This is a genomic window from Bradyrhizobium sp. ARR65 (assembly GCF_000472385.1).
Classification (GTDB): Bacteria; Pseudomonadota; Alphaproteobacteria; order Rhizobiales; family Xanthobacteraceae; genus Bradyrhizobium.
This window is the reverse complement of sequence record NZ_AWZU01000008.1, coordinates 45,675-66,055: the sequence shown is the minus strand read 5'-3', so window position 1 is coordinate 66,055 and position 20,381 is coordinate 45,675. Positions and strand designations below refer to the sequence as shown.

Sequence of the window (20,381 nt, the reverse complement as noted above, 5' to 3'; positions counted from 1 at the left end):
CCGCTACCTTCGCTCCACGAAATAGCAGACAGGATGATGCTCCCGGGCTGAACCCGGGAGCGCGCTCGCTTTCGCTGTCACTTCGAGGTGACCTTGATGAAGCTTGGGAACTTCAATTGGGCCTTGGCCACTTCCTTCGGCCAGACGGCCACTTGCTGTCCATCCTGCCACTGCAGCATCAGCCCCGTGATCAGGCCCTTGCCGTATTTGATCGAATGGGTGAACGGATCGTCCTTGCCGTAGAACTGCACCCGTCCGATGGTGCCTTCCCAATCCGTCTTCTCCAGCGCGTCGATCAGCTTGTCGGCATCGGTCGAGCCTGCACGCTTCACCGCATCGGCGATGTAATAGACCTCATCGTAAGCAGTGTAGCCGGCATAGGATGGATAATTGCCGAACCGCTTGTTGAAGCCTTCGGCGAAGGGGACCGACTTCGGTGTGACCGCCACGCCGGTGCCGGAGACACCCTGATAGATCACTCCATTGGCTGCCTCGTTGGTGTCCTTGCCGAAGGTCGAATTGGTTGCCTGCGAGCTGATCCCGAACATCGGGATCGGTACCTGCTGATTCTTCCACTGCACCGTCGGCTGCACGCCGACATGCGAGATGCCCGTGATGATCACGTCGGGCTTGGCGGCCTCGATCTTATTGAAGATCGGGGTGAAGTCGGTGGTATCGGGCGAGAAGCGGATGTGGTCGAGCACCTTCAAGCCCACTTTGGGCAGGCATTCCTCGTATCCGACATCGAGCGGCTTGGTCCAGGCGGCGTCCTCGCTCATGATCACCGCGCTCGACATGTGCTTCTGTTCGACGAGCAGCTCCTTGGCGGCGTCGCAGACCGATTGCGCCAATGCGGCCGACGTCAGATAGCCATGGAAGGTATATTTGTTCTTCTCGTAGTCGGCGTGCACGCTCTTGCTGATCTCATTGGAAGCCGCGCCCGGCGTGATGAAGGGCGTTTTCAGCCGTGATGCCCATGGCTCCAGCGCCAGCACGACCTCGCTGATATAGCTGGCGATGACGATGTTGACCTTGTCCTCGTTGACCGCGCGTTGGAACGCACGAACCGAATCCGCCGACGAGGAGTGATTGTCATAGGTGACGATTTCGATCTTGCGGCCGTCGACCCCGCCCTTGGCGTTGATCTCGTCGGCGGCCATCTGCGCGGCTTGGGGGATGGATGCGCCGGCGATGGCCTGGGCCTCGGCAATGACACCGATCTTGATCGAATCTGCGGCGCGCGCCTGTGGGGAAGCCATTGTGACCAAGCCCAGAGCCGTGGCTGCCAAGAGCCCGTGCAATGACCAAAAAACAGGCGATTGGGGTATCTTTTTCATATGTGTTTCGCTCCACTTGTTATTTCTTTTCGTATGTTGGAACTATTGTAACGGCGCAGCCGATCTCATCAAGCAAAACTGCGCCTCATCCCGCCCTAACAGGCCGGAACTAAAGTCGCAAGCATAGCTGAAAGATCAGGCCTCGACGATCGCGACCGCCCGCGTCCAGCCCGCGGAGGCGCGCTCGATCTTCACCGGGAAACACGAGACGGTGAATCCGGTGGACGGCAGAAGCTCTAGGTTGTGCAGCTTCTCCAGATGGCAATACCCGATATGTCGGCCCGCCTTGTGACCTTCCCAAATCAGGCTGGCATCTTTGGTTTCGGCGTATTTCTTCGCCGTGTAGACAAAAGGCGCGTCCCAGCTCCAGCCGTCGGTGCCGGTGAGGCGCACGCCGCGCTCAAGCAGATACATCGTCGCTTCATAGCCCATGCCGCAGCCGGAATTGACGTAGTCGGGCCGGCCGAATTTGGCGCCGGCGCTGGTGTTGACCACCACGATCTCGAGCGGGGCGAGCGTGTGGCCGATGCGCTTGAGCTCGTCCTCGACGTCCTTCGCGGTTACGACGTAGCCATCCGGCAGGTGGCGGAAGTCGAGCTTCACGCCCGGCTGCAGGCACCATTCGAGCGGCACTTCGTCGATGGTCCATGACCGTTCGCCCCGATTCATGGTGGGGTGGAAGTGCCAGGGCGCATCGAGATGCGTGCCGTTGTGGGTCGAGAGATTCACCTGTTCGACCGCCCAACCCTGACCGTCGGGCAAGTCCTCCGCCTTCAACCCTGCGAAGAACTGCAGCATGCGCGGCAGCCCCTGCTGGTGATCGATGTACTGGATGGTCGGATGATTGCCCGGCGGGTCGGCCGGTACGTCGTTCTGCAATGGCACGGAGATGTCGATCAGCTTTCGCGCCATCGCGCGTCCTCCACTCTGGTTTCGCAAACAGTCTAGGCGGCGAAATTGAACAGTTTTGCGGCGGTGCGCCCAAGAATATCAGCCTTTTCGTCATCGCTCAGCGAGTTACAGGCGAAAATGTGATCCACGGGATGCAACTGCCAGGGATAGGGGTAATCGCTGCCGAGCACGACCTGGCTCGCGCCGACCTGTGCCACCAGATGCCGGATCGCTTCGGGCGAGAAGATCAGCGAATCGAAATAGATCTGCTTGAGATACTCCGTCGGCTGCTTCTTCAGTTTGATCTCCGGATTGCAGCCCTTGGGCCCAACCAGGCAGGCGTGGTCGGAACGGTCGGCGTAAGAGGGCAGATAGCCACCGCCATGGGCCGCGATCACCTTCAGCGCGGGGAAGCGATCGAACGTGCCTTCGTAGATCAGATGCGACAGGGCCAGGGTCGTGCCCAGTGGATTGGCGATGGTGTTGGAGAGCCAGCCGTTGCCGGCAAGGCGCTTGCTCAATTCCGGTAAGCCCTGCGGATGAATGAACAGGGGCACGCCCAGCTCTTCGGCCTTGGCCCAGACGGGATGGAATTTCGGATCGGAAAATTCGACGCCGTTGACGACGTCGCCGATGGCTGCGCCTTTCAACCCCTGCTTCTTCACCGCCGTCTCGAGCTCCTGCACGGCGAGATTGGGCGCCTGCAGCGTGAGCGAAGCAAAAGCGGCGAACCGATCCGGCTTCGACGCGCACAGCTCGGCCAGCTTCTCGTTCTGGATCTTGACGATTTGCGCGGCAAGGTCGCGATCGCGATCATACCAGAAGGGATTGATAGAGAGCACTTCGAGATCGACGGCCTGTGCATCCATCGCGGCGATTCGCTTGTCGACCTCGATGAATGCTTCCTCCGCGCCGTTGACCGGCGGCACCTGCAATTTGGGACCATCGGCGCCGAGCAATGCGCCGGCTTCATGGAAATGGCAGTGGGCGTGAACGTCGATCGTCTTGATGCGCTTGCCGCCGACCGTAACCGGCAGCATCTGACGTGCGGGTTGGGCGTGGGCTCTCTGCAGAAGCCCGCAGCTACAGAAAACGACGCCTGCGGCCGCGCCAGTCTTGAGAAAATCACGACGCGTGGTCATGACGGCTTCCTCCCTCGCTGTTGTTCTTCTTGAAGCCAGCCTAGGACAGGCCAGACCTTCCCAGCAAGATGCAGAATAGGGGGATGCCGTACACAATCCGGTCAGACCGACTCGCCGGCCGGCACTATGGCATGTCGAACACAGCCACTGCGCGGATCGGCGAGGCCGTGCCCTCGCGCATCTTGAGCGGCAATCCGATGAAGGTGAATGGCCCCTGGCCGAGCAGGGCCTCCAGATTGCACAGGCTCTCGATGTGGGTGATGCCAAGGTCGAGGCAGGCCTTGTGAACCATCAGGTTTACGTCGCCCATCGGGCCCGGTCGCATGGAATCGATGCCGAAATGCACGACGCCCTGTCGCGCGAGCCATTCGGTTGCGGCGACGTTCACGCCGGAATTGTCGGTTGCATATTCCTTGCGCGGGAAGGTGCGGGCATGATGGCCGGTGCAGAGCAGAACCGTGCCGCCCCTCGGCACTGACGCGCCAGATTGTTGCACCGCGGCTTGCAGATCGGCCGGCGTGATTTCGGCGCGCGGCGCGATATGGCGCAGATCGATGCAGATGCCGGGGACGATGCACTTCTCCAGCGGATATTCGTTGATGGGGATACCGTGCTTTCCGAAATGCTTGGGTGCATCGATATGCGTGCCGGCATGGTCCGGCATCGAGATGAACATCGACGCAAGCCCGTACACATTGCCGGACTCGACAAAGGCATCGTCGTGGTTCTTCCAGACGCCATGGATGATGGGCGGATGGCCGGGATAGGTCGGTGCGCGATGATAGAGCTCGCGGCTGAGGTCGACGATCTTCATGCGGGACGCCTTTGCAGGACGGCTTAAGATCTCTCTATCGCAAAACGTGGCCGGGCAGCCAGAGCGAGATTGCGGGGATGTAGGTCACGAACATCAGCACCAGGAACATGACCGCATAGAACGGCCAGATCTTGCGCATCACCTGTTCGATCGTAACCTTGCCGACGGCGCAGCCGACAAAGAGGATCGATCCGACAGGCGGATGACACAACCCGATGCCCAGGTTGAGCAGCATGATCATGCCGAAATGCACGGGATCGACCCCGAAATTCTGCATCACCGGCAACAGGATCGGCGTGGCGATCAGGATCGAGGGCGCCATGTCCACCAGCGTGCCCAAGAGCAGCAGCAGGACGTTGATCAGGAACAGGATGACGTATTTGTTGCTGGAGATCGACAGGAAGAACGCCGTCATCTTCGCTGGCATCTGCGTCAGCGCCATGATGTAGCCGACGCTGGAGGCGCAGGCGATCAGGGTCATCACCATCGCGACCGTGCGCAGCGTCCGATGCAGCAGCACCGGCAGGTCGCGCCAGCGATAGTCGCGATAGATGAACATGGTCACGAAGAAGGCCCAGAGACAGGCCACGGCGCCGGCCTCGATCGCGGTGAAGATGCCGCCCAAAATGCCGCCGAGAATGATGACGAGCGTAATCAGCCCCCAGGCGGCATCGATGGTGATGCGCAGCGCATCCTTCGCCGGCACGGTTTGTCCCTGCGGATGGCCTTCGCGGTAGGCAATGACAAGGCAAAGCATGATCAGCGACAGACCAAGCAGCAGGCCCGGGAAAACGCCGGCCATAAACAGCGCGCTGATCGAAATGGTCCCGCCGGTGGCGAGCGAATACAGCACCGCGTTATGACTTGGCGGCACCAAGAGCGCCTGCACTGAGGAGGTGATGGTGAGATTGGTCGCGAACACCCGCGGATAGCCGGAGCGCTCCATTTGCGGGATCATCACCGAGCCGATCGCCGAGGTGTCGGCGACGGCTGAGCCGGAAATTCCGCTCAAGAATGTGGTCGCCAGCACGTTGACGATCGACAAGCCCCCGCGGAGCCGCGTGAAGCCGACCAGCACGTCGGCAAACGCAACGAGACGCCGCGCCATGCCACCTTCCGCCATGATTGCGCCGGCGAGCACGAAGAACGGGATGGTCAGCATCGCGACCTTGCTGACGCCATCGGAGATTTTCAGCATCAACGCCTCGAGCGGGATCCCGATCGACCACGCGCCGGCAATCGCGGCAAGCGCAAGCGAATAGGCGATGGGCATGCCGATCACAAAGCAGAACGCCATTGTCGCGAGCAGGATGAAGATGTCCATGTCTGTCTCTCGTGCCGATCAGTCGAAGGGCGTCGCTTCCGGTCCGTGGGCGATCGGGTCGGGTGGAAGCCCGAGGAAAATCCGCTCGATGATGAAAAGCAGCAGACAGACGCCTCCGACGGGTATTGGCAAATAAGTGAGACCGACCGAGAGGAACGGAAAATCGGCGATGGTATTGTGCCAGGTCACCTCGACCAGCCGCTCGCCCCAGATGATCATGAAGAGCGCAATCAGCGCCATCAGGAGCTGCACGAGCAGATCGAGCAGCCGCCGCGCGTAGGGCGGCAGCTTGTTCGCGAAATAGGCGACGTTCATGTGCAGGTTGAGTCGGTAGGCGGCGGCGGCTCCGATGAAGGTCAGCACGATGGTCAGAAGGATCGCGAGTGGCTCGGGCCATGAGGCCGCGCTGTTGAGCACATAACGCGTGAACACCGCATAAGGGATCACGGCCGAGATCAGCACCAGCGCGGTGGCGCCGACCAGGACGCAGACGAAATAGAGGTAGTCCATCGCTCGGCGAAACAATCCGGCCATTTTTAAGGTACTCCCGATGCAAAGCCAGCAATTGCCGCGTGCCGCCGGCTCAGATGGCCTGGATGCGCTTGATCATGTCCTGGTATTTCGGGCCATACTTATCCCACACTGGCTTCACCGCGTTCTGGAACGGCGTCTTGTCGGCGATCTCGATGATCTCGCAACCGGCCGCCTTGGCCTTCTCCATCGCCTCCTGCTCATATTTCTTCCAGCGCTCGCGCTCTTCGAACTGCGCCTCGCGGGCAAATCTCTTGGTCAGGTTCTGGTCGTCGGGCGAGAGCGTGTTCCAGACTCTCTTGGAGAACAGCAGCACCTCCGGGATGATCAGGTGCTCGGTGAGCGAATAGTGCTTGGCCGCCGTGTAGTGATTGCTGAAGACATAGCTCGGCGGATTGTTCTCGGCGCCGTCGATCACCCCGGTCTGAAGTGCGCTGAACACCTGATCATAGCCCATGGCGATGCCGTTGCCGCCGAGTGCGTTCATCATGTCGATGAAGATAGGATTGCCGATGACGCGGATCTTCAAGCCCTTGAGATCCTCGATCGTGTGGATCGGCTTCTTGGTATTGTAGATGCTGCGCGCGCCGGAGTTCATCCAGCACAGCCCGACCATGCCGGCGGTTGGGCTTGCGGTGATGCGCTCGAGCAGCTCCTGGCCGATCGGACCGTCCATCATCTGTTCCGAATGCGCGATGCTCTTGAACAGGAAGGGCATGTTGACAACGTTGATGTCGTCGACGATTGGGCCGAGCGCGCCGGCGGAAACGCGCAGGAGCTGGATGGCGCCGATCTGGGTCTGCTCGATGGTTTCCTTCTCGCCGCCGAGCTGCGCGGATGGATACATCTGCAGCGACAGCCGCCCGTTGGTGGCGGCTTCGAGCTTCTTGCCGAGGCTCTCGGTCGCGGCGACAGTTGGATAGCCGGCCGGTTGGACGTCGGATGCCTTGAAGACGGCCTTGGATTGCGCCGATGCGGTGGAGGGCGGCGCCGAGATCGCGGCAGCCGTTGCCAATCCTGCGCTAAACTTGATGAAGTCACGGCGTTTCATGATGTCCTCCCGGGGGTTATTGTTGGCTTTGATATTATGACGTGCGCGACTTCTTCGGTCGTGTGCAGGATCGATCAGTCTGGTTCGTCGAAGAACTCCGGATTGATGTCGTGAGTGACCGAGATGTCGCGCAGCAGGTGCTCCAGATGGCTCTCCATCGCATCCCGTGCGGCGGATGCGTCATGCGCCTCGATGGCGGCGAGGATCGGCACGTGTTCGGCGATCACCTGCGCCATGCGCCCGGCCTGCGGCAGGGTGAGGCGGCGGTAGCGATCGACGTGAACCTTCACCTGCTGGATCAGCGACCAGATCCCCGGATGCCCGGCGATTTCGGCGATGGCGGCGTGAAATGCTTCGTCGGCCTGGTGAAAGCCGTCGCGATCGCCGGCCGCATCGCATTCGCGCTGCCGCTCGAGAATGGAATGCAATTTGAGGATCTGGCTGGAGGTGGCGCGCTCCGCGGCCAGCCGCGCCGTCGTTTCCTCCAGCGCCTTGCGAATGATGATGGCTTCCGGCAGCGCCCCAAGGGGAATGCGCGAGACGAAAATGCCCGACTGCGGAAAGATATCGACCAGGCCTTCGTCGGCGAGTTTCAGGATCGCTTCGCGAACCGGCGTGCGACTGAGCCCGTAGGACAGCGCGATCTGCGCTTCGGAGATCGGCTCACCGGGGCGCCTTTGCAGGGACACCAGCTCGTCGCGAAGCTCGGCATAGATTCGCGATGAAGCGGTGGTCCGACGCGGCCTGCCGTTGCGGCGAACCGCCGGGCTTGAGAGGCGGGGCGCCGCCTCGGCTTTCTTGCTGGTCGCTCGTGGGCGCATGACTCTGCCTCAAGTAATATATTAGTATATGATATCGACCGGATTGGCAAATGAAGATGCGGTGCCAGGATCACGGGGCTGCATAGGGAGGTTTTGACGTGACGGACTATCGCAAGCTGTTTGATCTCACCGGCAAGACGGCCGTCGTGCTCGGCGCCGCGTCCGGCATTGGCAAGTCGTCGGCCGAGGCGCTGGCCTCGCTCGGGGCAAGCGTGTTGTGCGCGGACAGGTCGGAGGCGGGCGCGCAGGCGACCGTGGCCGCCATTCGCGAACGCGGCGGCTCGGCGGAAGCGGCGGCTTGCGATGCCGCGAACGCGGCCGATGTCGCGGCGCTTGCAAAAACCGCGATGCAGAAATTTCCGCGCCTCGACATCGCGGTGACGACGCCGGGGCTGAACATCCGCAAGACCATCCTCGACTATACGGAGGAGGATCTCGACCGCGTCATCAACCTCAATATCAAAGGCACGGTGTGGTTCTTCCAGGCTTTCGGCCGCATCATGGTTGAGCAGAAGGGCGGCAGCCTGATCGCCTGCTCATCCGTCCGCGCGGTCACCATTGAGCCGGGGCTGGCGGTCTACGGCTCGACCAAGGCGGCGATCGGCCTCTTGGTGCAGGGTTTCGCCTCCGAGGTCGGCCGCTTTGGCGTGCGCGTCAACGCGATCGCGCCGAGCATCGTCGAGACCGCGCTGACGGCTCCGTTCAAGCAGCGGCCGGACATCTACAATCTCTATGCCGGCCACACCGTGTTCAACCGCTGGAGCAGCGCCGACGAGGTCGCGACCGCGGTGGCATATCTGGCGTCGGATGCGGCAAGCTATGTGAGCGGCAGCACGCTGTTCGTCGACGGCGGCTGGACTGCTGTCGACGGTCCGCCCACCGGATTGACGCAGTTGAGCAAATAACGTCGAGCAGGGCGCGCCTTCAATAGAACAAGTTGACGTCTGAATCAGCAGAGCGGAGCGGACGAACTCCGCCCTGTTTAGACGGGCGGCTCAAAGCAAAAAGCAGAAGTGCCCGCAACCCTTCGATCGGCTCGTACTATCATCCCACCGCCCGGCGCGGTTAATATGCGAGCGTCCACGGCTCTGCTGGGCCAGCCGCTCGCGCGCAGCATCAGCGATCGGGGCGACGGAGCAGAGATCTATTTCAAATAGCCTGCGTAGTAGATTCCTATCACGTTTTTCGACGAATCCCGTATCGGCTTGTACCTGGTGATGTAAAGTTCGCCGAGTATGTCAGCCTCTCCATAGAATGCTTCGTCTTTCCTGATGGACTCGCTCGCTTTGCGCTTTGGATCCAGAATGGTCCCGATCGCTCGCGAGCCATCATCCTTTTTCACGTTGGTGGCGACGCGGACGTAGTCGTCACCGCTCTTCACGAAGATAGTGGCCGGGCCCTGAGCCTGCGTGAAGCGGAGATAGCAGCCGCACAACCTACAACAGGAGCTGGAGAAGATTAGGAACGTCGTGTCTCTCCCGGGTTTAGCTAGCGAGAGCAGAGGATGACCGGAATGGCTGGTAGTGATCTCTTTATGCACCCGGAGCACTGGCGCGAGCGTGCGAAGGAGACGATCGCGATGGCCCGCAACGTGCAGGAGACACAAACGAGAGAGCGCCTCCTCAAAGTTGCTCGGTCCTACGAGCGTTTGGCCATGCGGGGCGCAAGACTGGACAGCGGCTCCGCAGCGTGAACGGAAGTAAGTTGGAACGGGTGGGGCTGCTTCTGGCTTGCCTCACATGGCCAAATTGCTTCAGCGCCTCCTAACTAGCGCCGGGACATGGCTATGGCGCCCGTGGATCGTCGTAGCGGTGGTCCTTTACACGATACTTTGGCTCATTTTCGATCGGGCCAGCTTGAATTGGCACGGGATCGTGAGCCTCGCGACGCTGCTCATGACACTGTTTATTCAGCGCTCCGAGCATCGGGACACGCAGGCAATTCACGCCAAGCTGGACGAGCTGCTACGGGTGAATGGCGAGGCTCGAAATCAGCTCGCCAACCTTGATGATAAGGAGCCAGAGCAGGTGGAGGCATTCCGCACCAACGCCAGAGCGGACGATCGAGGTTAGAGCCGCTACTCAATCGCGCCGGTACCGCCTTGAGAAAGGACCTTTAAAGGCACGCGAAACGCCGACGCTCAGCTCCGGCCAACAGACTTCTACCTGGTTGAAAAGTGAGGTCGCCAAGGAGGCGAGAAGGAACGGCCTTATTCCTTCCGGATGATTTCAAAGGTCGCACGCGCGACCATAATGGTGACGGTTTCGTTCCGGACCTCAATCTCAATAGTGCCGTCCATGCCGCGCCGCGTAAAATCGCGGGCGGCCTCACCTAAAGATTGAAAAACTTCATTGCGAGCTGCGTCCAGATTCGGCAGTTCCGCGCCAACCTCGTCGGTGGTGAGACGCTGTCTTCACGATAATCAAAATAATACCTCGGCATCCGTACAAAAAGCTGCGCCGGATAGATCGTTCCTCAAGCCCGACCTCAGCCATCGCGAAACGTTCGCCTCCGCGAGCCAGGCGGCGGTATCACGACCATCATCTGCCAGCCGGATAGCGAAGCGGTGATCGATAATTCGGCGACGGTCTATTTCGCGTTGCGGCGCGCTCAGGGCATGGCGTGCGGCTCATGGGATTCGCGGGCCAAACTCGCTGGTCTAAGCTGCGGGGCGCCAGCGTTGAGAAGCTGCGAACGGCGATAAGAAGTGAGCAGGCGCGAACGGCTTTTGCAGCAGGGCCGCGGGCTCCAGCCGTCATGTAGATGATCGCAAGAGTGGGATCCATCTCCCGTGCCCGACGCGTCGCCAGCCAGCCAGTCATTCCGGCTCTGAGCTTGATATCGAGGACGAGCGCCCGATACTGCTCGCCAGCTTGGAGTAACGTCAGCGCCTCTTCGGCGGGGGCCACTACAACAGATCCACAGCCGCCCCTACCACGGCATCCTCTACGATCGCCTGGATCTCGGCACGTATTAGCGGCAGCTCAGGTAATATGCTCATGCCGGAACGGCCCCAGCCCCTTGGGCAATGGGGTGGGGAGTACTGGGGCCGCCCCCTCCTTCACGTTCAACAAACAATGATCCTACCAATCGAGTTCCACAGTCGGTGGGTGCTGTTGGCCGGTGGCCTCTACACGCCTAGACGGCTAACGGGCTCGCCCAAGGAACGAAATTAACACCCGTTCATTTAGATGAACGCCGTAGTTAATCCTCCTTCGCTACGGCAGCCCCGAAGCAGCCCAGTTCCAGCGCTGGGCTGTTTTCGTTTGGGAGCTAAGTTCAAGCCTGCGCGTTCTGCTGAATGGATGATCGAGAGAGCTCGTATGGACTGGGTGGAACGATTTTTCATCGGCATGGCCGTGGTTGGCGTTGGTGCGTTGGCCACCACATTGGCTCTGATGTAATCACCGCACGCACTTTTCCTGAACTAAGCCTGCCGCAGATCGAAGGTTCTTTGAGAGTCAGAATTCGAAAAACTCAACGTAAGCAGATCGGCTACATCTCGCTGAGCGGATCTCAACGAGGCGTGTCTCTACTTCGCTAATGCGACCAAGACCGCACTAAACAGTCTAGCCCTGGCTGGCTGTGGGCAGCGAATGCTCGAGGAAGAAGCGCAGCATTTCCCTTGTTGCATCCGGTCCTCGCGGATCGGTATACGAGCCCGCAGGGCTGCCTCCCGACCATGCGTGTCCCGCTCCGTGAATGTTCCAGTGCTCAAATATTCCGCGCCCGCTCGCGTCGATGTGGATCGTGCGGGTATAGGCATGCCCTCCGGGTACTCGCCCGCGATGCACCTTCTTTTTTGTGCTCGTCGTTCTCAACGATTGCTCAAGGATTTGATCGCTGTTGTTTGGATGCACGGTAGCGTCGCGATCGCCGTGGAAAACGATGGTAGGGACAGGCCGCCCGTCAGCTAGCGTTGCGTTGCCATCCGACCCGCGACCTTGTCGCATGGCGACAAACGCGGACGGCAGGTCAATCGCGGCCCCGCAGGCGAGGCCAGAATGCACGCCAATTGCTGCGTACAGATCGCTGTAAGTTGTGCCCATGATAGCCGCCGCCGCCGCTCCGGCCGACAGTCCACCAACATAGACGCGCTTTGGATCAACCGAATAGTTGCGCATGATTTGGCGCGTGATCCCCGCGATAAGCGAAGGCTCGCCTCTGCCCCGCTGCTGGTCGGCTGTGCGAAACCAGTTCCAGCATTTCGCCTGGTTTGCCTTGCGGTGCTGTGCGGGATAGACCACAAAGCAGGTTTGCTCTTCTGCGATGAAGTTCATCCTCGTTCCGGCGGCGAAATCTTCCGGCGATTGGGTGCAGCCGTGTAGCATCACGACCAAAGGAAGCGGTTGGCCCTGATAGCGGCTTGGGATGAAGAGCCGGTAGGCACGGCTTCCCGCCGGATTACTGTAGGTATCTTCGATGAAGCTTGCGCCCTCCGGCACCATGTCCGACGTGGTCGGCGGGGCGCGCTTACTCACACCTCGCAGTCGGAGCCTGGAGCGCTCGTTTGTGCGATCCAGGAGGTCGCGGAACATATGCGATTGAGCCGACGCCGCGCGCCCTGGGTGCCGACCATCCGTCTCCTCAGTAGGATTGGCCTTCGCGTCAATGATTGGCGGCTCTCGTCCTGCAGGGGCGAGGGGGTGCAATGTCGCGTCTGGCGCGCTGTCACCGCGAAGCATGCGCTGAAGGAGCACGGTGGCCTCCACCAGTCGGCCGGCGCGTGTGAGACGAGTGGCTTCGCGCATTATGTCTTGGTTCAGCATATTGTTTGTCTCCAAATCTTTCGTTTGCTCTGAAGCTAATGAGGCGCTGTGCGAGAAAAACGCGATCCAATTCCGCTGCGCCCGTCACCGGGTCCTATCGGCCAGTGCAGCCTTGACGGCGGGAGTTGCATGCAAAGCGCCCAGCACGCTGACGGAAGCAATTGTGGCGCGAGCAAGCTCGGGCGTGACGTCTTGGGCGATGCTGGCAAGTCCCAGGACGTTGATGTGCAGCATCTCACCGGTGCGCCGCGCCGCTTCGAGATCCTCGCGGCTGAAATTCCGCAGACCGAGATCCAGGCCTTTTCGGGCTGCGGACTGTTTGACTACATCCGCGTGACGTTCGAGCTGGTTACGGATTGCCGTTCGAATGAAATCGGTACGGTTCGAGTAGAACCCTTCCTGCACCATTAAATCGACGTGCCCAAGGTCGACATAGCCAAGATTAATCGTGATTTTTTCGCTGTCGGTCGGCTTTGGTCGGAGTTCTCGGATATTGCTGCTCATCCTATTCACCATCCGGTCACCATCTGGATGGATGTTATATGGATGGCAAATGGTGCCGCGTCAAGCATGCGCTCCTACCAAGCTCGCTCCCAGCCCAGAACCGGGTCAGACCATACCCGGCCGTCACGGATCATCGGCAATAAGCCCACCGTCCTCAGACAGCCCATATTACCGGTTTGAGTGCTGAGCAGCCGTCTTGGGCCTGACAGGCGACATCGGCCGGCTTGGCCTCAGGCGCGAACTGAAGCGGGGTCTCAATGCGCGAAGATCACCAAGGCGATCGCCTCGCTGAGCGCGGCTAAACCCCACCAGTAAGAGTACTGGATAAGAGGATCGCGCGTCATGGAGGGACGCGTGAACCGGGGTCACTTGCGTTGACTCTTCCCCCCGCCGTTTTCTTGTTGCTCTAGCTTTGACGCACGCTCAAGCCAATCATTTGCCGTCTGGATCAATCTGGCGCGCTCTTCTTTTCCCATGAGCCGGGCGACGCTCATGCAGTGCGCCGCATTGGCGCGCAGAGCGACGGCGCGTTCGTCCACCGGATCATCATCATCCGACGTTGCAGCCTCGCCGCAGCCGCTTCGGCGGACAACATAGGCCGACCGCGTCTTCCCTTAGCGGGCGGCCTTATTCAGTCGCTCCAAAGGACCTTGGCGCAGTTGGGACATTGATAAATCCGGACTTGTCGCGAAAGCCGAAGGTCCTGAACAGTCGTTCTAAAGGTCGCAGGAAGCTCGCAGTCATCACAGCGGGGACGCGCGGCAAAGGTTTCGTCCGACGGGATCTGGATGTGCATTCGGCAAGTATGCCCACCAATCAGACGAGCGGCTATAAGCTACGATAATGGACGCCGCGAATTGAACTTCTTTGTGGGCGCGAGAACACCGGCGGGATCACTCTTGGTGGACAATGTCCCTGCCGTGGAATGCTCTTCATGCTTGCCCTCGATGATCTCGACTGTAGATCACTAGTCAACTGAAAGCGGTGAACAAACCGAGGCAGCCTTAGCGGCGTCTGCAGTTCCTTGGACGCAAGGCCCGATTGCGCTGATCTGAAATCGCGCGCTCCTTTATTTATGCAGCCGGCAGCGCGATCGGTCTCTCAGCCACCGACGCCTGTAGGCCGACGCCGCGCCCTGTTCGCGCTGTCGCCGGCGCAGCGCGAGCTTGAAATCCAGGGGCGTTCAGGCCCCGTTCAGTTGGGCTGATATTCCATACCAATTATGAAAGACATGCAGGCGCAGTTGGAAATTTTGCACGTGCAGATCACCGAATGCCAGCGCCTCCGGCGGGAGGCAAAGAGCAGGATAAAGCGGGACATCTTTGCGCGCCTGGTAGCTCACTACACGCTTCTTGCAGGCGAGCTGGAGCGAGCGATAGAGGAGCAATCCAAAGAGAAGAATAAAGAATAAGAGCCCCAACAACGCTTGCCTACGCGGCCTGCCGCTTCGCCTCAGCCTCGAGCACGCGCTGCACGACGGATGTACCGACTCTGAGCGTCTTGCCGATCTTGAGTATGCCTATGCCCTCGTCATGGAGTTCGCGTATGTGCGCTTCCACCGCCAGCTTGACCGGACGGCGGCCGAGCCTGGAGCCGCGTGCTTTGGCCCGAAGGCCAGCGTTGACGCGCTCTCGGATCATGCCGCGTTCAAACTCGGCGAACACGCCGCACATCTGAAACATACCCTGGCCGGATGGCGTGCTCGTATCAAGCGCCTGCTGATAAAAGTAGAGATCGCAGCCGAGGGCCTGGAGCTCGGTGAGGAAGTCGACGAGGTCTTGCAGGCTGTGGCCAAGGCGGTCGACCGACCAGGCGGCAATCACGTTGACCTTGCGCGCCGTGGCGTCCTTCAGCAGGCGGTCGAAACCATGGCGTTTGCCCCGTCCCTTAGCGCCGATGATGCCCGCGTCCTCATAGAAGCGGACAATCTGCCACCTGGAGCGCGCTGCAACGGCCTTCCAGCTCGCGCCGCTGCTTATCGGTGGTCTGGCAGCCGGTGGAAACACGCAGATATCCTTCGGAAGTCTGCAATCGTCTTGTGATCGGGAGCGAGCCGACCCAGCAGCTAAGTGACCTCGACATTGCGCCCGGCCTCTCGCTCGAGCCGCCGGCTCGACTGGATAACCGTAGATGTAAAGCTTCAGCAGAAGCGAGAGATAATGCGAGGGCCGACCAGTTGCCAGCTCAACCCTTCGAAGCTGATGTCAGCCAGATCGAGCACATCGACAAACGCATCGATCACGCGAACAGCGTTGCTCTCGTCAATGAAATCATCGAGGCATTCGGGCAATAGCGTCCGTTGCCCTCGATCCGGCGCCTCAATAATTCCCCCGCAGAATCACGCAAGAATCATAGCCGCGGTTTGCCGATCTTGCTCTCCGACTTGTCAACGTTGCTGACGGTAATCCACCGGAATTGCTGTTCCACGAACGCTTTGATGGAGTCTTGCGCGAACCAGCGAAGGCGCTCGGAACGTCGCAAACCGTGATACTCGGGTCGAGTTCTCCGCGGATCAGAAATATCGTTTCAAAGCAGTCGATATCGCTCGGACCACGGAGGAGAGTGCATGCACCGAAAGGTCGTGAATGCTCTGACGGTCGGGAGATCCGTCGCCAAGCGGATGACAATGAGCCTGGCTTTGGCCACCGCGCTTTCATTTGCGCTCCCATCGCAAGCTACATTGTCCGCCGACAGCGCCGATAAGCCGGCCTGGGCGTATCCGATCACTCCTCCGGATTTCAAGCTTCCGCCAGACGACGGCAAGGTCCATCATGTGCCGGACAGTTCGGCTGCTTTCACGACAACTCAATTGCGGGATCGTTTCTTCGCCAAGGACTGGCATCCTGACGATCATCCCCCGATGCCGGACATCGTCGCATTTGGCAGGAAGCCCGATGTACTGGCGTGTGGTCACTGCCATCGCGTGGATGGATCCGGCGGCCCCGAAAACTCGAGCCTCGCCGGGCTTCCTGCGGCTTACATCGCGCAGCAGGTGGCCGACTTCAGGGATGGAGCGCGAAAGAGCTCGGTTCCCCAGCGGATCCCGGTGGCGTTAATGCTTTCGGTTTCCCGTGCCGTAACCGATGCCGAGGTGGCGCAAGCGGCGCAATATTTCTCCTCCTTGAAGCTCAAAAAACGCATCAAGGTGATCGAGACTGACACTGTGCCCAAAACCTACGTGGCGTGGCTGATTTATGCTGCTTCGAAAGGCGAAGGGCGGGAGCCGATCCGCGGACGTATCGTCGAGGTGCCCGATGATCTCGACCAGTTCGAGGCATATGATAGTCGCGCCGAATTTACGGCGTACGTTCCAGTCGGCAGCGTTGCAAGAGGAGAGGCGCTGGTCACGACGGGTGGTGCCGGCAAGACTGTCCAGTGCGGAATATGCCACGGTCACGATCTCAGGGGCCTTGGCCCCATACCGGGCATCGCCGGCCGCTCCCCAAGCTACATCGCTCGGCAACTTTACGATTTCAAACATGGCGCGCGCGCAGGGCCCTGGAGCGCCCTGATGGCCGGGGTCATCGCTAATTTGGACGAGGAGGACCGCGTGTCGCTCGCCGCCTATCTCGCTTCTCAAGTGCCGTAGGGTCGAATGAGGTAAGCCAGCAAAATCTTGAGGTGGTTCACGATGCTTCACGTGGCGCTCCTATCGCACGGACTCTCGGTTGGAAATCTCGAAGATGAGACGACGTGAGTTCACCATTCTCTTGGCAGCGTGGTCGTGCAGTCACTATAGGCCTCAGGCAGGCACGCTTAAGCGCGGTGGATTCCTGCGCGTCGAACCACCTCCAAAAAAGTGATCGCGGCCTTCGGGAAGGGTTGCGCAATCGAGGTCTCATCGAGGGAAAGAACTATCCGGTAGAGCTAGCGTAGTGAGGCCATGCCCTAGACTAGCTCAAAAAGCCCGCACGGTCTCTCCGTGTCTGTTGATCGCGACTGGTCAATAGCTCGATCAGCATCGCTGCTTGCGCCGGATTGTCGGCCTGCTTCGCGATGGCCGCCGTATAGGTCGTGGCGAGATCGCAACCCGGTGGCAGTGAGCCTGAGAGCGCAACGCCCGGCGTGCTGATAATCTCCGTTGACTGCGTGCAGCCGATCGGTCTTGCGGCCTCGGACGCCGCAAGATGCCGCATCGCAGTTGCGCCATTAGGATAGACCTGCAGCCTGGCCACCACGGCATCCGCGATGTCGAGTTGCTGCAGCAGCTTGGCGACGTGAATTCCAGCCGTCGAGGCCTCGGTGTCGGGCACGAAGATCGCATCCGCTGCCAGGAACGCCGCGCGCAGATCAGAGGCGTTGCTGATCGACACTTTTGGATCACCGTTGCGCACCGCGAGCGTCGTCTCGACCTTGCCGATATCCGCAATGGAAGAGGCCACCAGCAGCTTGTCCTCCGCCAAGCTCGCCACAAGCGCTGCGGTGAGAATGACGAGATCGGTTGGCGTGCCATTGCGCAACTTGTCGGCCATGCTGCCGACGGCGCCGAACTCGCCGGCGATATCGAGGCCAGTTCGTGCTTTGAATTCGGAGCCGAGGCTCGCGACCAGGCCCTGTGCCGCACCGCCGCTCAAAATCTTCAGACTGCTCATGAGGAAAGATCCATAGCCTTGATCAAACCGTCCCGGGTAATCGGAAGCTGGCGCACCCGCACGCCGAGACAATCGAACACAGCATTGGCAATCGCGGCCGTTACCGGCCCGTGCGCGGCCTCGCCAGCGCCGACGGGATCCATCTCCGGCCGCTGGATGACTTCGACGTCCACGGCCGGCACTTCAGAAAAGCGCAGGATGGGATAATCCGCCCAACTGGTGCTGGTAATGCGTGTCGCCTCGAAGCGGACGCGCTCTCTCAGCGTCCAGCTCGTCGCCTGGATCGCTCCGCCCTCGATCTGGTTGATGACGCCGTCCGGATTGATGGCTTCGCCCACATCGACAGCGACGGTCAGCTTCTTCACGCGAATGTCTTGCTCACCCTCGATCTCGGCGATCACGGCGCAATAAGCACCGGTGTTCTTGTAGCGCGCAAAGCCGATGCCGTGGCCGATTCCAGCCTGAGGTGCGGGCTTCCAGGTGGCGCGGCGGGCAACGGAGCGGATCACGGCTCTTGCGCGCTCGTCCCTCAGATGCCGGAGCCGGAAGGCGAGGGGGTCTTCGCCGCGCTCCGCGGCGATTTCGTTGATAAACGACTCGATCGCGAACACATTGCCGTGCGCACCCAACGTGCGTAGTGCCGAGGTGCGGACAGGCATGGTCAGCAGGCGATGGCTCTCGATGATCCAGGACGGGAAATCGTAAAGCGGCACCGAGTTGCGATCGCCCCCGCCGCCATTGACCTGGGGGGGATTGGTGGAGACCATGCGTGGGAAGGGGTGGGCGAGCTCGGTCGCAGCCAGCAGCGCCGGTTGCGACGCGCGCCCCGGCCGCGCCGCATGCCCGTTGCTCCAGATCGCATGACGCCAGTTCACGACTTCGCCTTGCGCGTCAAGATCGGCCTCGAGCTCGATCGCCATCGCCGCTCCGAACGGCGCATGCGTCATCTCGTCCGCGCGCGACCATTGCACGCGCACCGGCTTGCCGCCAGCGATCTTCGCAAGCAGCACCGCATCGAGCGCGACATCGTCGGCGCCGTTATGACCGTAACAGCCGGCGCCTTCGAGATGCTCCACCGTGATGTTCTCGGCAGGCAGTTTCAGCACCAGCGCGAGATCGGCGCGCAAGAGATAGACCCCTTGGCTGTGCGTCCAGACCCGCACGCGGTCGGCGGTCCATTGCGCGATCGCACAGGACGGCGCGATCGAGGCGTGCGCAATATAGGGGCGAGTATATCGGGCACGGATCGTGCGTGCTTTGCGTCCCGGCGCGGAGGCAGTCTTGTGGTCGACGATGGTCGACTCCACCGGCTGCGCCTTCAAAAAATTCGCCAGATCGTCCTCATCGGGCAGAGCCTCGCCTCCCGACCATGCCGCAGCCTTGCGCAACAGGGCCAGAGCCGCTTCGGCAGCGCGCTCGGTTTCACCGACCACGCCGACAAAACTGCCGTCGCGGCAGATCGCGATTACGCCGGTAACGGCACGTGCGGCGTTTTCGTCCAGTCTGGTAAGTTTGGCGCCCGGTCTTTCCGGCCGCAGCACCCGGCCATGGACAAGGCCAGGCAGAGCAAGATCCTGGATGAACCGGGGCTGCGCAAACACCTTGTCCGGAATATCAAGCCGCTGCACCGAGCGACCGGCTAGCGCACGCCGGACAGCCGGTTTCGGCAAGCCACCCGCCGCATCCCGATCGAGCGAGATGTCGCCGGCGAGCTCCCAATAACTGGTCGTGACATTTCCAGGCCCGGAGATCGTGCCGTCCTCGATCGCGAGCGCATCTTCATCCACTCCGAGACGGTCCGCCGCAGCGACCAAGAAGATCTGCCTGATTTCGGCGCAGGCGAGCCGTAGCGCGCGCCCCGATTGTTGGATCGACAGACTGCCCGAGGTGACGCCCTCGTTCGGACTCGTTGACGTGGTCGCGCGGATCATCCGGACGCGGCCGATATCGACATCGAGTTCGTCGGCGGCGATCTGCGCCAACGCCGTGACGATGCCTTGCCCGATCTCGACCTTACCGGAGGAGACCATCACCTGTCCGTCGGGGGCGAACCTGACCCAGGACGACAGCTTTGGGTTCGCGGCGAGGCTGACCGGCAGGATCGGAGGAGAGGGCGCTCCAGTCATGGAACGGTCATTTCGTTCGCGGCGGCCAGCACCGCTCGGACCATGCGGTTATGCGCGCCGCAGCGGCAGAGATTGCGGTCGAGCGCCGCACGCACCTCCGCCTCGGTTGGTTCCGGTTTTTGCATCAGAAGCGCGGCCGCGCTCATCAACACGCCTGAGACGCAATACCCGCATTGCATCGCCTGCTCGGCGATGAAGGCGCGCTGCAGGGGATGCGGATGCTCCGGACTGCCTAATCCCTCCAGCGTCGTGACGTCCTTGTCCGCGACCGACCACACCGGCGTATCGCATGAGGTTACGGCGTGATCGGCGACGATGACGCGGCAGGCGCCGCATTCGCCTGAGCCGCAGCCGAAATGTGGGCCAATGAGCCCAAATTGTCCGCGCAGGATGTCGAGCAGAGTAGAAGTGGGATCGGCGTCGATTTCTCTCGCAGTACCGTTGAGGCGAAAGCGGATGCTCGGCATGGGACCTCGGCT

General features: G+C 61.0%; 21 protein-coding genes and 3 pseudogenes. 6 read left to right on the top strand and 18 right to left on the bottom strand.

Annotated features, from left to right (window positions below):
* Positions 1–77 precede the first annotated feature (77 nt).
* The 8 genes from F758_RS0111805 to F758_RS0111770 form a co-directional block, all read right to left on the bottom strand.
* Complete coding sequence (locus F758_RS0111805; RefSeq protein ID WP_245286473.1) at positions 78–1,259, bottom strand: ABC transporter substrate-binding protein; 1,182 nt, start codon at positions 1,257–1,259, stop codon at positions 78–80.
* Positions 1,260–1,472: 213 nt separating this feature from the next.
* Positions 1,473–2,249, bottom strand: coding sequence for a cyclase family protein (locus tag F758_RS0111800; RefSeq protein WP_024508052.1), 777 nt, complete (start codon positions 2,247–2,249; stop codon positions 1,473–1,475).
* Between the two features lie 32 nt (positions 2,250–2,281).
* Positions 2,282–3,370: an amidohydrolase family protein gene (locus F758_RS0111795; protein WP_024508051.1), complete on the bottom strand. Its 1,089-nt coding sequence runs from the start codon at positions 3,368–3,370 to the stop codon at positions 2,282–2,284.
* A gap of 124 nt (positions 3,371–3,494) precedes the next feature.
* On the bottom strand, positions 3,495–4,184 hold the full coding sequence (locus F758_RS0111790; RefSeq protein WP_024508050.1) for a cyclase family protein: 690 nt from the start codon (positions 4,182–4,184) through the stop codon (positions 3,495–3,497).
* A gap of 34 nt (positions 4,185–4,218) precedes the next feature.
* On the bottom strand, positions 4,219–5,508 hold the full coding sequence (locus F758_RS0111785) for a TRAP transporter large permease (RefSeq protein ID WP_024508049.1): 1,290 nt from the start codon (positions 5,506–5,508) through the stop codon (positions 4,219–4,221).
* 18 nt (positions 5,509–5,526) lie between these two features.
* Positions 5,527–6,042: a TRAP transporter small permease gene (locus tag F758_RS0111780; RefSeq protein WP_024508048.1), complete on the bottom strand. Its 516-nt coding sequence runs from the start codon at positions 6,040–6,042 to the stop codon at positions 5,527–5,529.
* A gap of 49 nt (positions 6,043–6,091) precedes the next feature.
* Positions 6,092–7,090, bottom strand: a complete 999-nt coding sequence (gene dctP / locus F758_RS0111775; RefSeq protein WP_024508047.1) for a TRAP transporter substrate-binding protein DctP — start codon at positions 7,088–7,090, stop codon at positions 6,092–6,094.
* Positions 7,091–7,164: 74 nt separating this feature from the next.
* On the bottom strand, positions 7,165–7,911 hold the full coding sequence (locus F758_RS0111770) for a GntR family transcriptional regulator (protein ID WP_024508046.1): 747 nt from the start codon (positions 7,909–7,911) through the stop codon (positions 7,165–7,167).
* 98 nt (positions 7,912–8,009) lie between these two features.
* Between F758_RS0111770 and F758_RS0111765 the strand changes: the two genes are divergently transcribed.
* Positions 8,010–8,816 carry an SDR family NAD(P)-dependent oxidoreductase gene (locus F758_RS0111765; protein WP_024508045.1) on the top strand — a complete coding sequence of 269 codons (807 nt, stop codon included), beginning with the start codon at positions 8,010–8,012 and terminating at the stop codon, positions 8,814–8,816.
* Positions 8,817–9,055: 239 nt separating this feature from the next.
* Here the strand turns inward: F758_RS0111765 and F758_RS52765 are convergent, their stop codons facing one another.
* A complete protein-coding gene (locus F758_RS52765) occupies positions 9,056–9,451 on the bottom strand; it encodes a Cache 3/Cache 2 fusion domain-containing protein (protein WP_283805855.1) in 396 nt (131 codons plus the stop codon).
* On the opposite strand from F758_RS52765, the gene F758_RS51730 reads away from it, so the two are divergent.
* The gene (locus tag F758_RS51730) at positions 9,425–9,604 is read left to right on the top strand and encodes a hypothetical protein (RefSeq protein WP_245286471.1); all 180 of its coding nucleotides are present in this window, start codon (positions 9,425–9,427) and stop codon (positions 9,602–9,604) included. The two genes, F758_RS52765 and F758_RS51730, sit on opposite strands and share 27 nt — an antisense overlap.
* A 46-nt stretch (positions 9,605–9,650) precedes the next feature.
* Positions 9,651–9,983, top strand: coding sequence for a low affinity iron permease family protein (locus F758_RS0111750; RefSeq protein WP_024508042.1), 333 nt, complete (start codon positions 9,651–9,653; stop codon positions 9,981–9,983).
* 137 nt (positions 9,984–10,120) lie between these two features.
* Here the strand turns inward: F758_RS0111750 and F758_RS53225 are convergent.
* Positions 10,121–10,306 (bottom strand): annotated as a pseudogene (locus tag F758_RS53225) (DUF6894 family protein); the annotation flags it as partial.
* 70 nt (positions 10,307–10,376) lie between these two features.
* Between F758_RS53225 and F758_RS51725 the strand changes: the two are divergent.
* Positions 10,377–10,534: pseudogene (locus F758_RS51725) on the top strand (dihydroorotase); the annotation flags it as partial.
* 946 nt (positions 10,535–11,480) lie between these two features.
* Here the strand turns inward: F758_RS51725 and F758_RS0111730 are convergent.
* The 3 genes from F758_RS0111730 to F758_RS49465 form a co-directional block, all read right to left on the bottom strand.
* Positions 11,481–12,680 carry an extracellular catalytic domain type 1 short-chain-length polyhydroxyalkanoate depolymerase gene (locus tag F758_RS0111730; protein ID WP_024508041.1) on the bottom strand — a complete coding sequence of 400 codons (1,200 nt, stop codon included), beginning with the start codon at positions 12,678–12,680 and terminating at the stop codon, positions 11,481–11,483.
* 84 nt (positions 12,681–12,764) lie between these two features.
* On the bottom strand, positions 12,765–13,184 hold the full coding sequence (locus tag F758_RS0111725; RefSeq protein ID WP_024508040.1) for a ribbon-helix-helix domain-containing protein: 420 nt from the start codon (positions 13,182–13,184) through the stop codon (positions 12,765–12,767).
* A gap of 365 nt (positions 13,185–13,549) precedes the next feature.
* Positions 13,550–13,723, bottom strand: coding sequence for a hypothetical protein (locus tag F758_RS49465; RefSeq protein ID WP_157449968.1), 174 nt, complete (start codon positions 13,721–13,723; stop codon positions 13,550–13,552).
* Between the two features lie 683 nt (positions 13,724–14,406).
* Here F758_RS49465 and F758_RS0111720 point away from each other — a divergent pair.
* Complete coding sequence (locus tag F758_RS0111720; protein ID WP_024508039.1) at positions 14,407–14,595, top strand: hypothetical protein; 189 nt, start codon at positions 14,407–14,409, stop codon at positions 14,593–14,595.
* A gap of 19 nt (positions 14,596–14,614) precedes the next feature.
* Here the strand turns inward: F758_RS0111720 and F758_RS43730 are convergent, their stop codons facing one another.
* Positions 14,615–15,190 carry a recombinase family protein gene (locus tag F758_RS43730; RefSeq protein WP_245286470.1) on the bottom strand — a complete coding sequence of 192 codons (576 nt, stop codon included), beginning with the start codon at positions 15,188–15,190 and terminating at the stop codon, positions 14,615–14,617.
* 62 nt (positions 15,191–15,252) lie between these two features.
* A pseudogene (locus F758_RS51720) lies at positions 15,253–15,510 on the bottom strand (transposase); the annotation flags it as partial.
* 312 nt (positions 15,511–15,822) lie between these two features.
* On the opposite strand from F758_RS51720, the gene F758_RS0111700 reads away from it, so the two are divergent.
* Entirely contained in the window at positions 15,823–16,773 is a 951-nt protein-coding gene (locus tag F758_RS0111700) for a c-type cytochrome (RefSeq protein ID WP_245286469.1), read from the top strand.
* 304 nt (positions 16,774–17,077) lie between these two features.
* Here F758_RS0111700 and F758_RS0111695 read toward each other — a convergent pair whose 3' ends face one another.
* Genes F758_RS0111695 through F758_RS0111685 form a run of 3 tightly spaced genes read right to left on the bottom strand, consistent with a single transcriptional unit; the run spans position 17,078 to position 20,369 of the window.
* A complete protein-coding gene (locus F758_RS0111695; protein WP_024508037.1) occupies positions 17,078–17,776 on the bottom strand; it encodes a molybdate ABC transporter substrate-binding protein in 699 nt (232 codons plus the stop codon).
* Complete coding sequence (locus F758_RS0111690; protein WP_024508036.1) at positions 17,773–19,902, bottom strand: xanthine dehydrogenase family protein molybdopterin-binding subunit; 2,130 nt, start codon at positions 19,900–19,902, stop codon at positions 17,773–17,775. The genes F758_RS0111695 and F758_RS0111690 overlap by 4 nt, the downstream gene beginning before the upstream one ends.
* Positions 19,899–20,369, bottom strand: coding sequence for a (2Fe-2S)-binding protein (locus tag F758_RS0111685; protein ID WP_024508035.1), 471 nt, complete (start codon positions 20,367–20,369; stop codon positions 19,899–19,901). The genes F758_RS0111690 and F758_RS0111685 overlap by 4 nt, the downstream gene beginning before the upstream one ends.
* Positions 20,370–20,381: the final 12 nt, after the last annotated feature.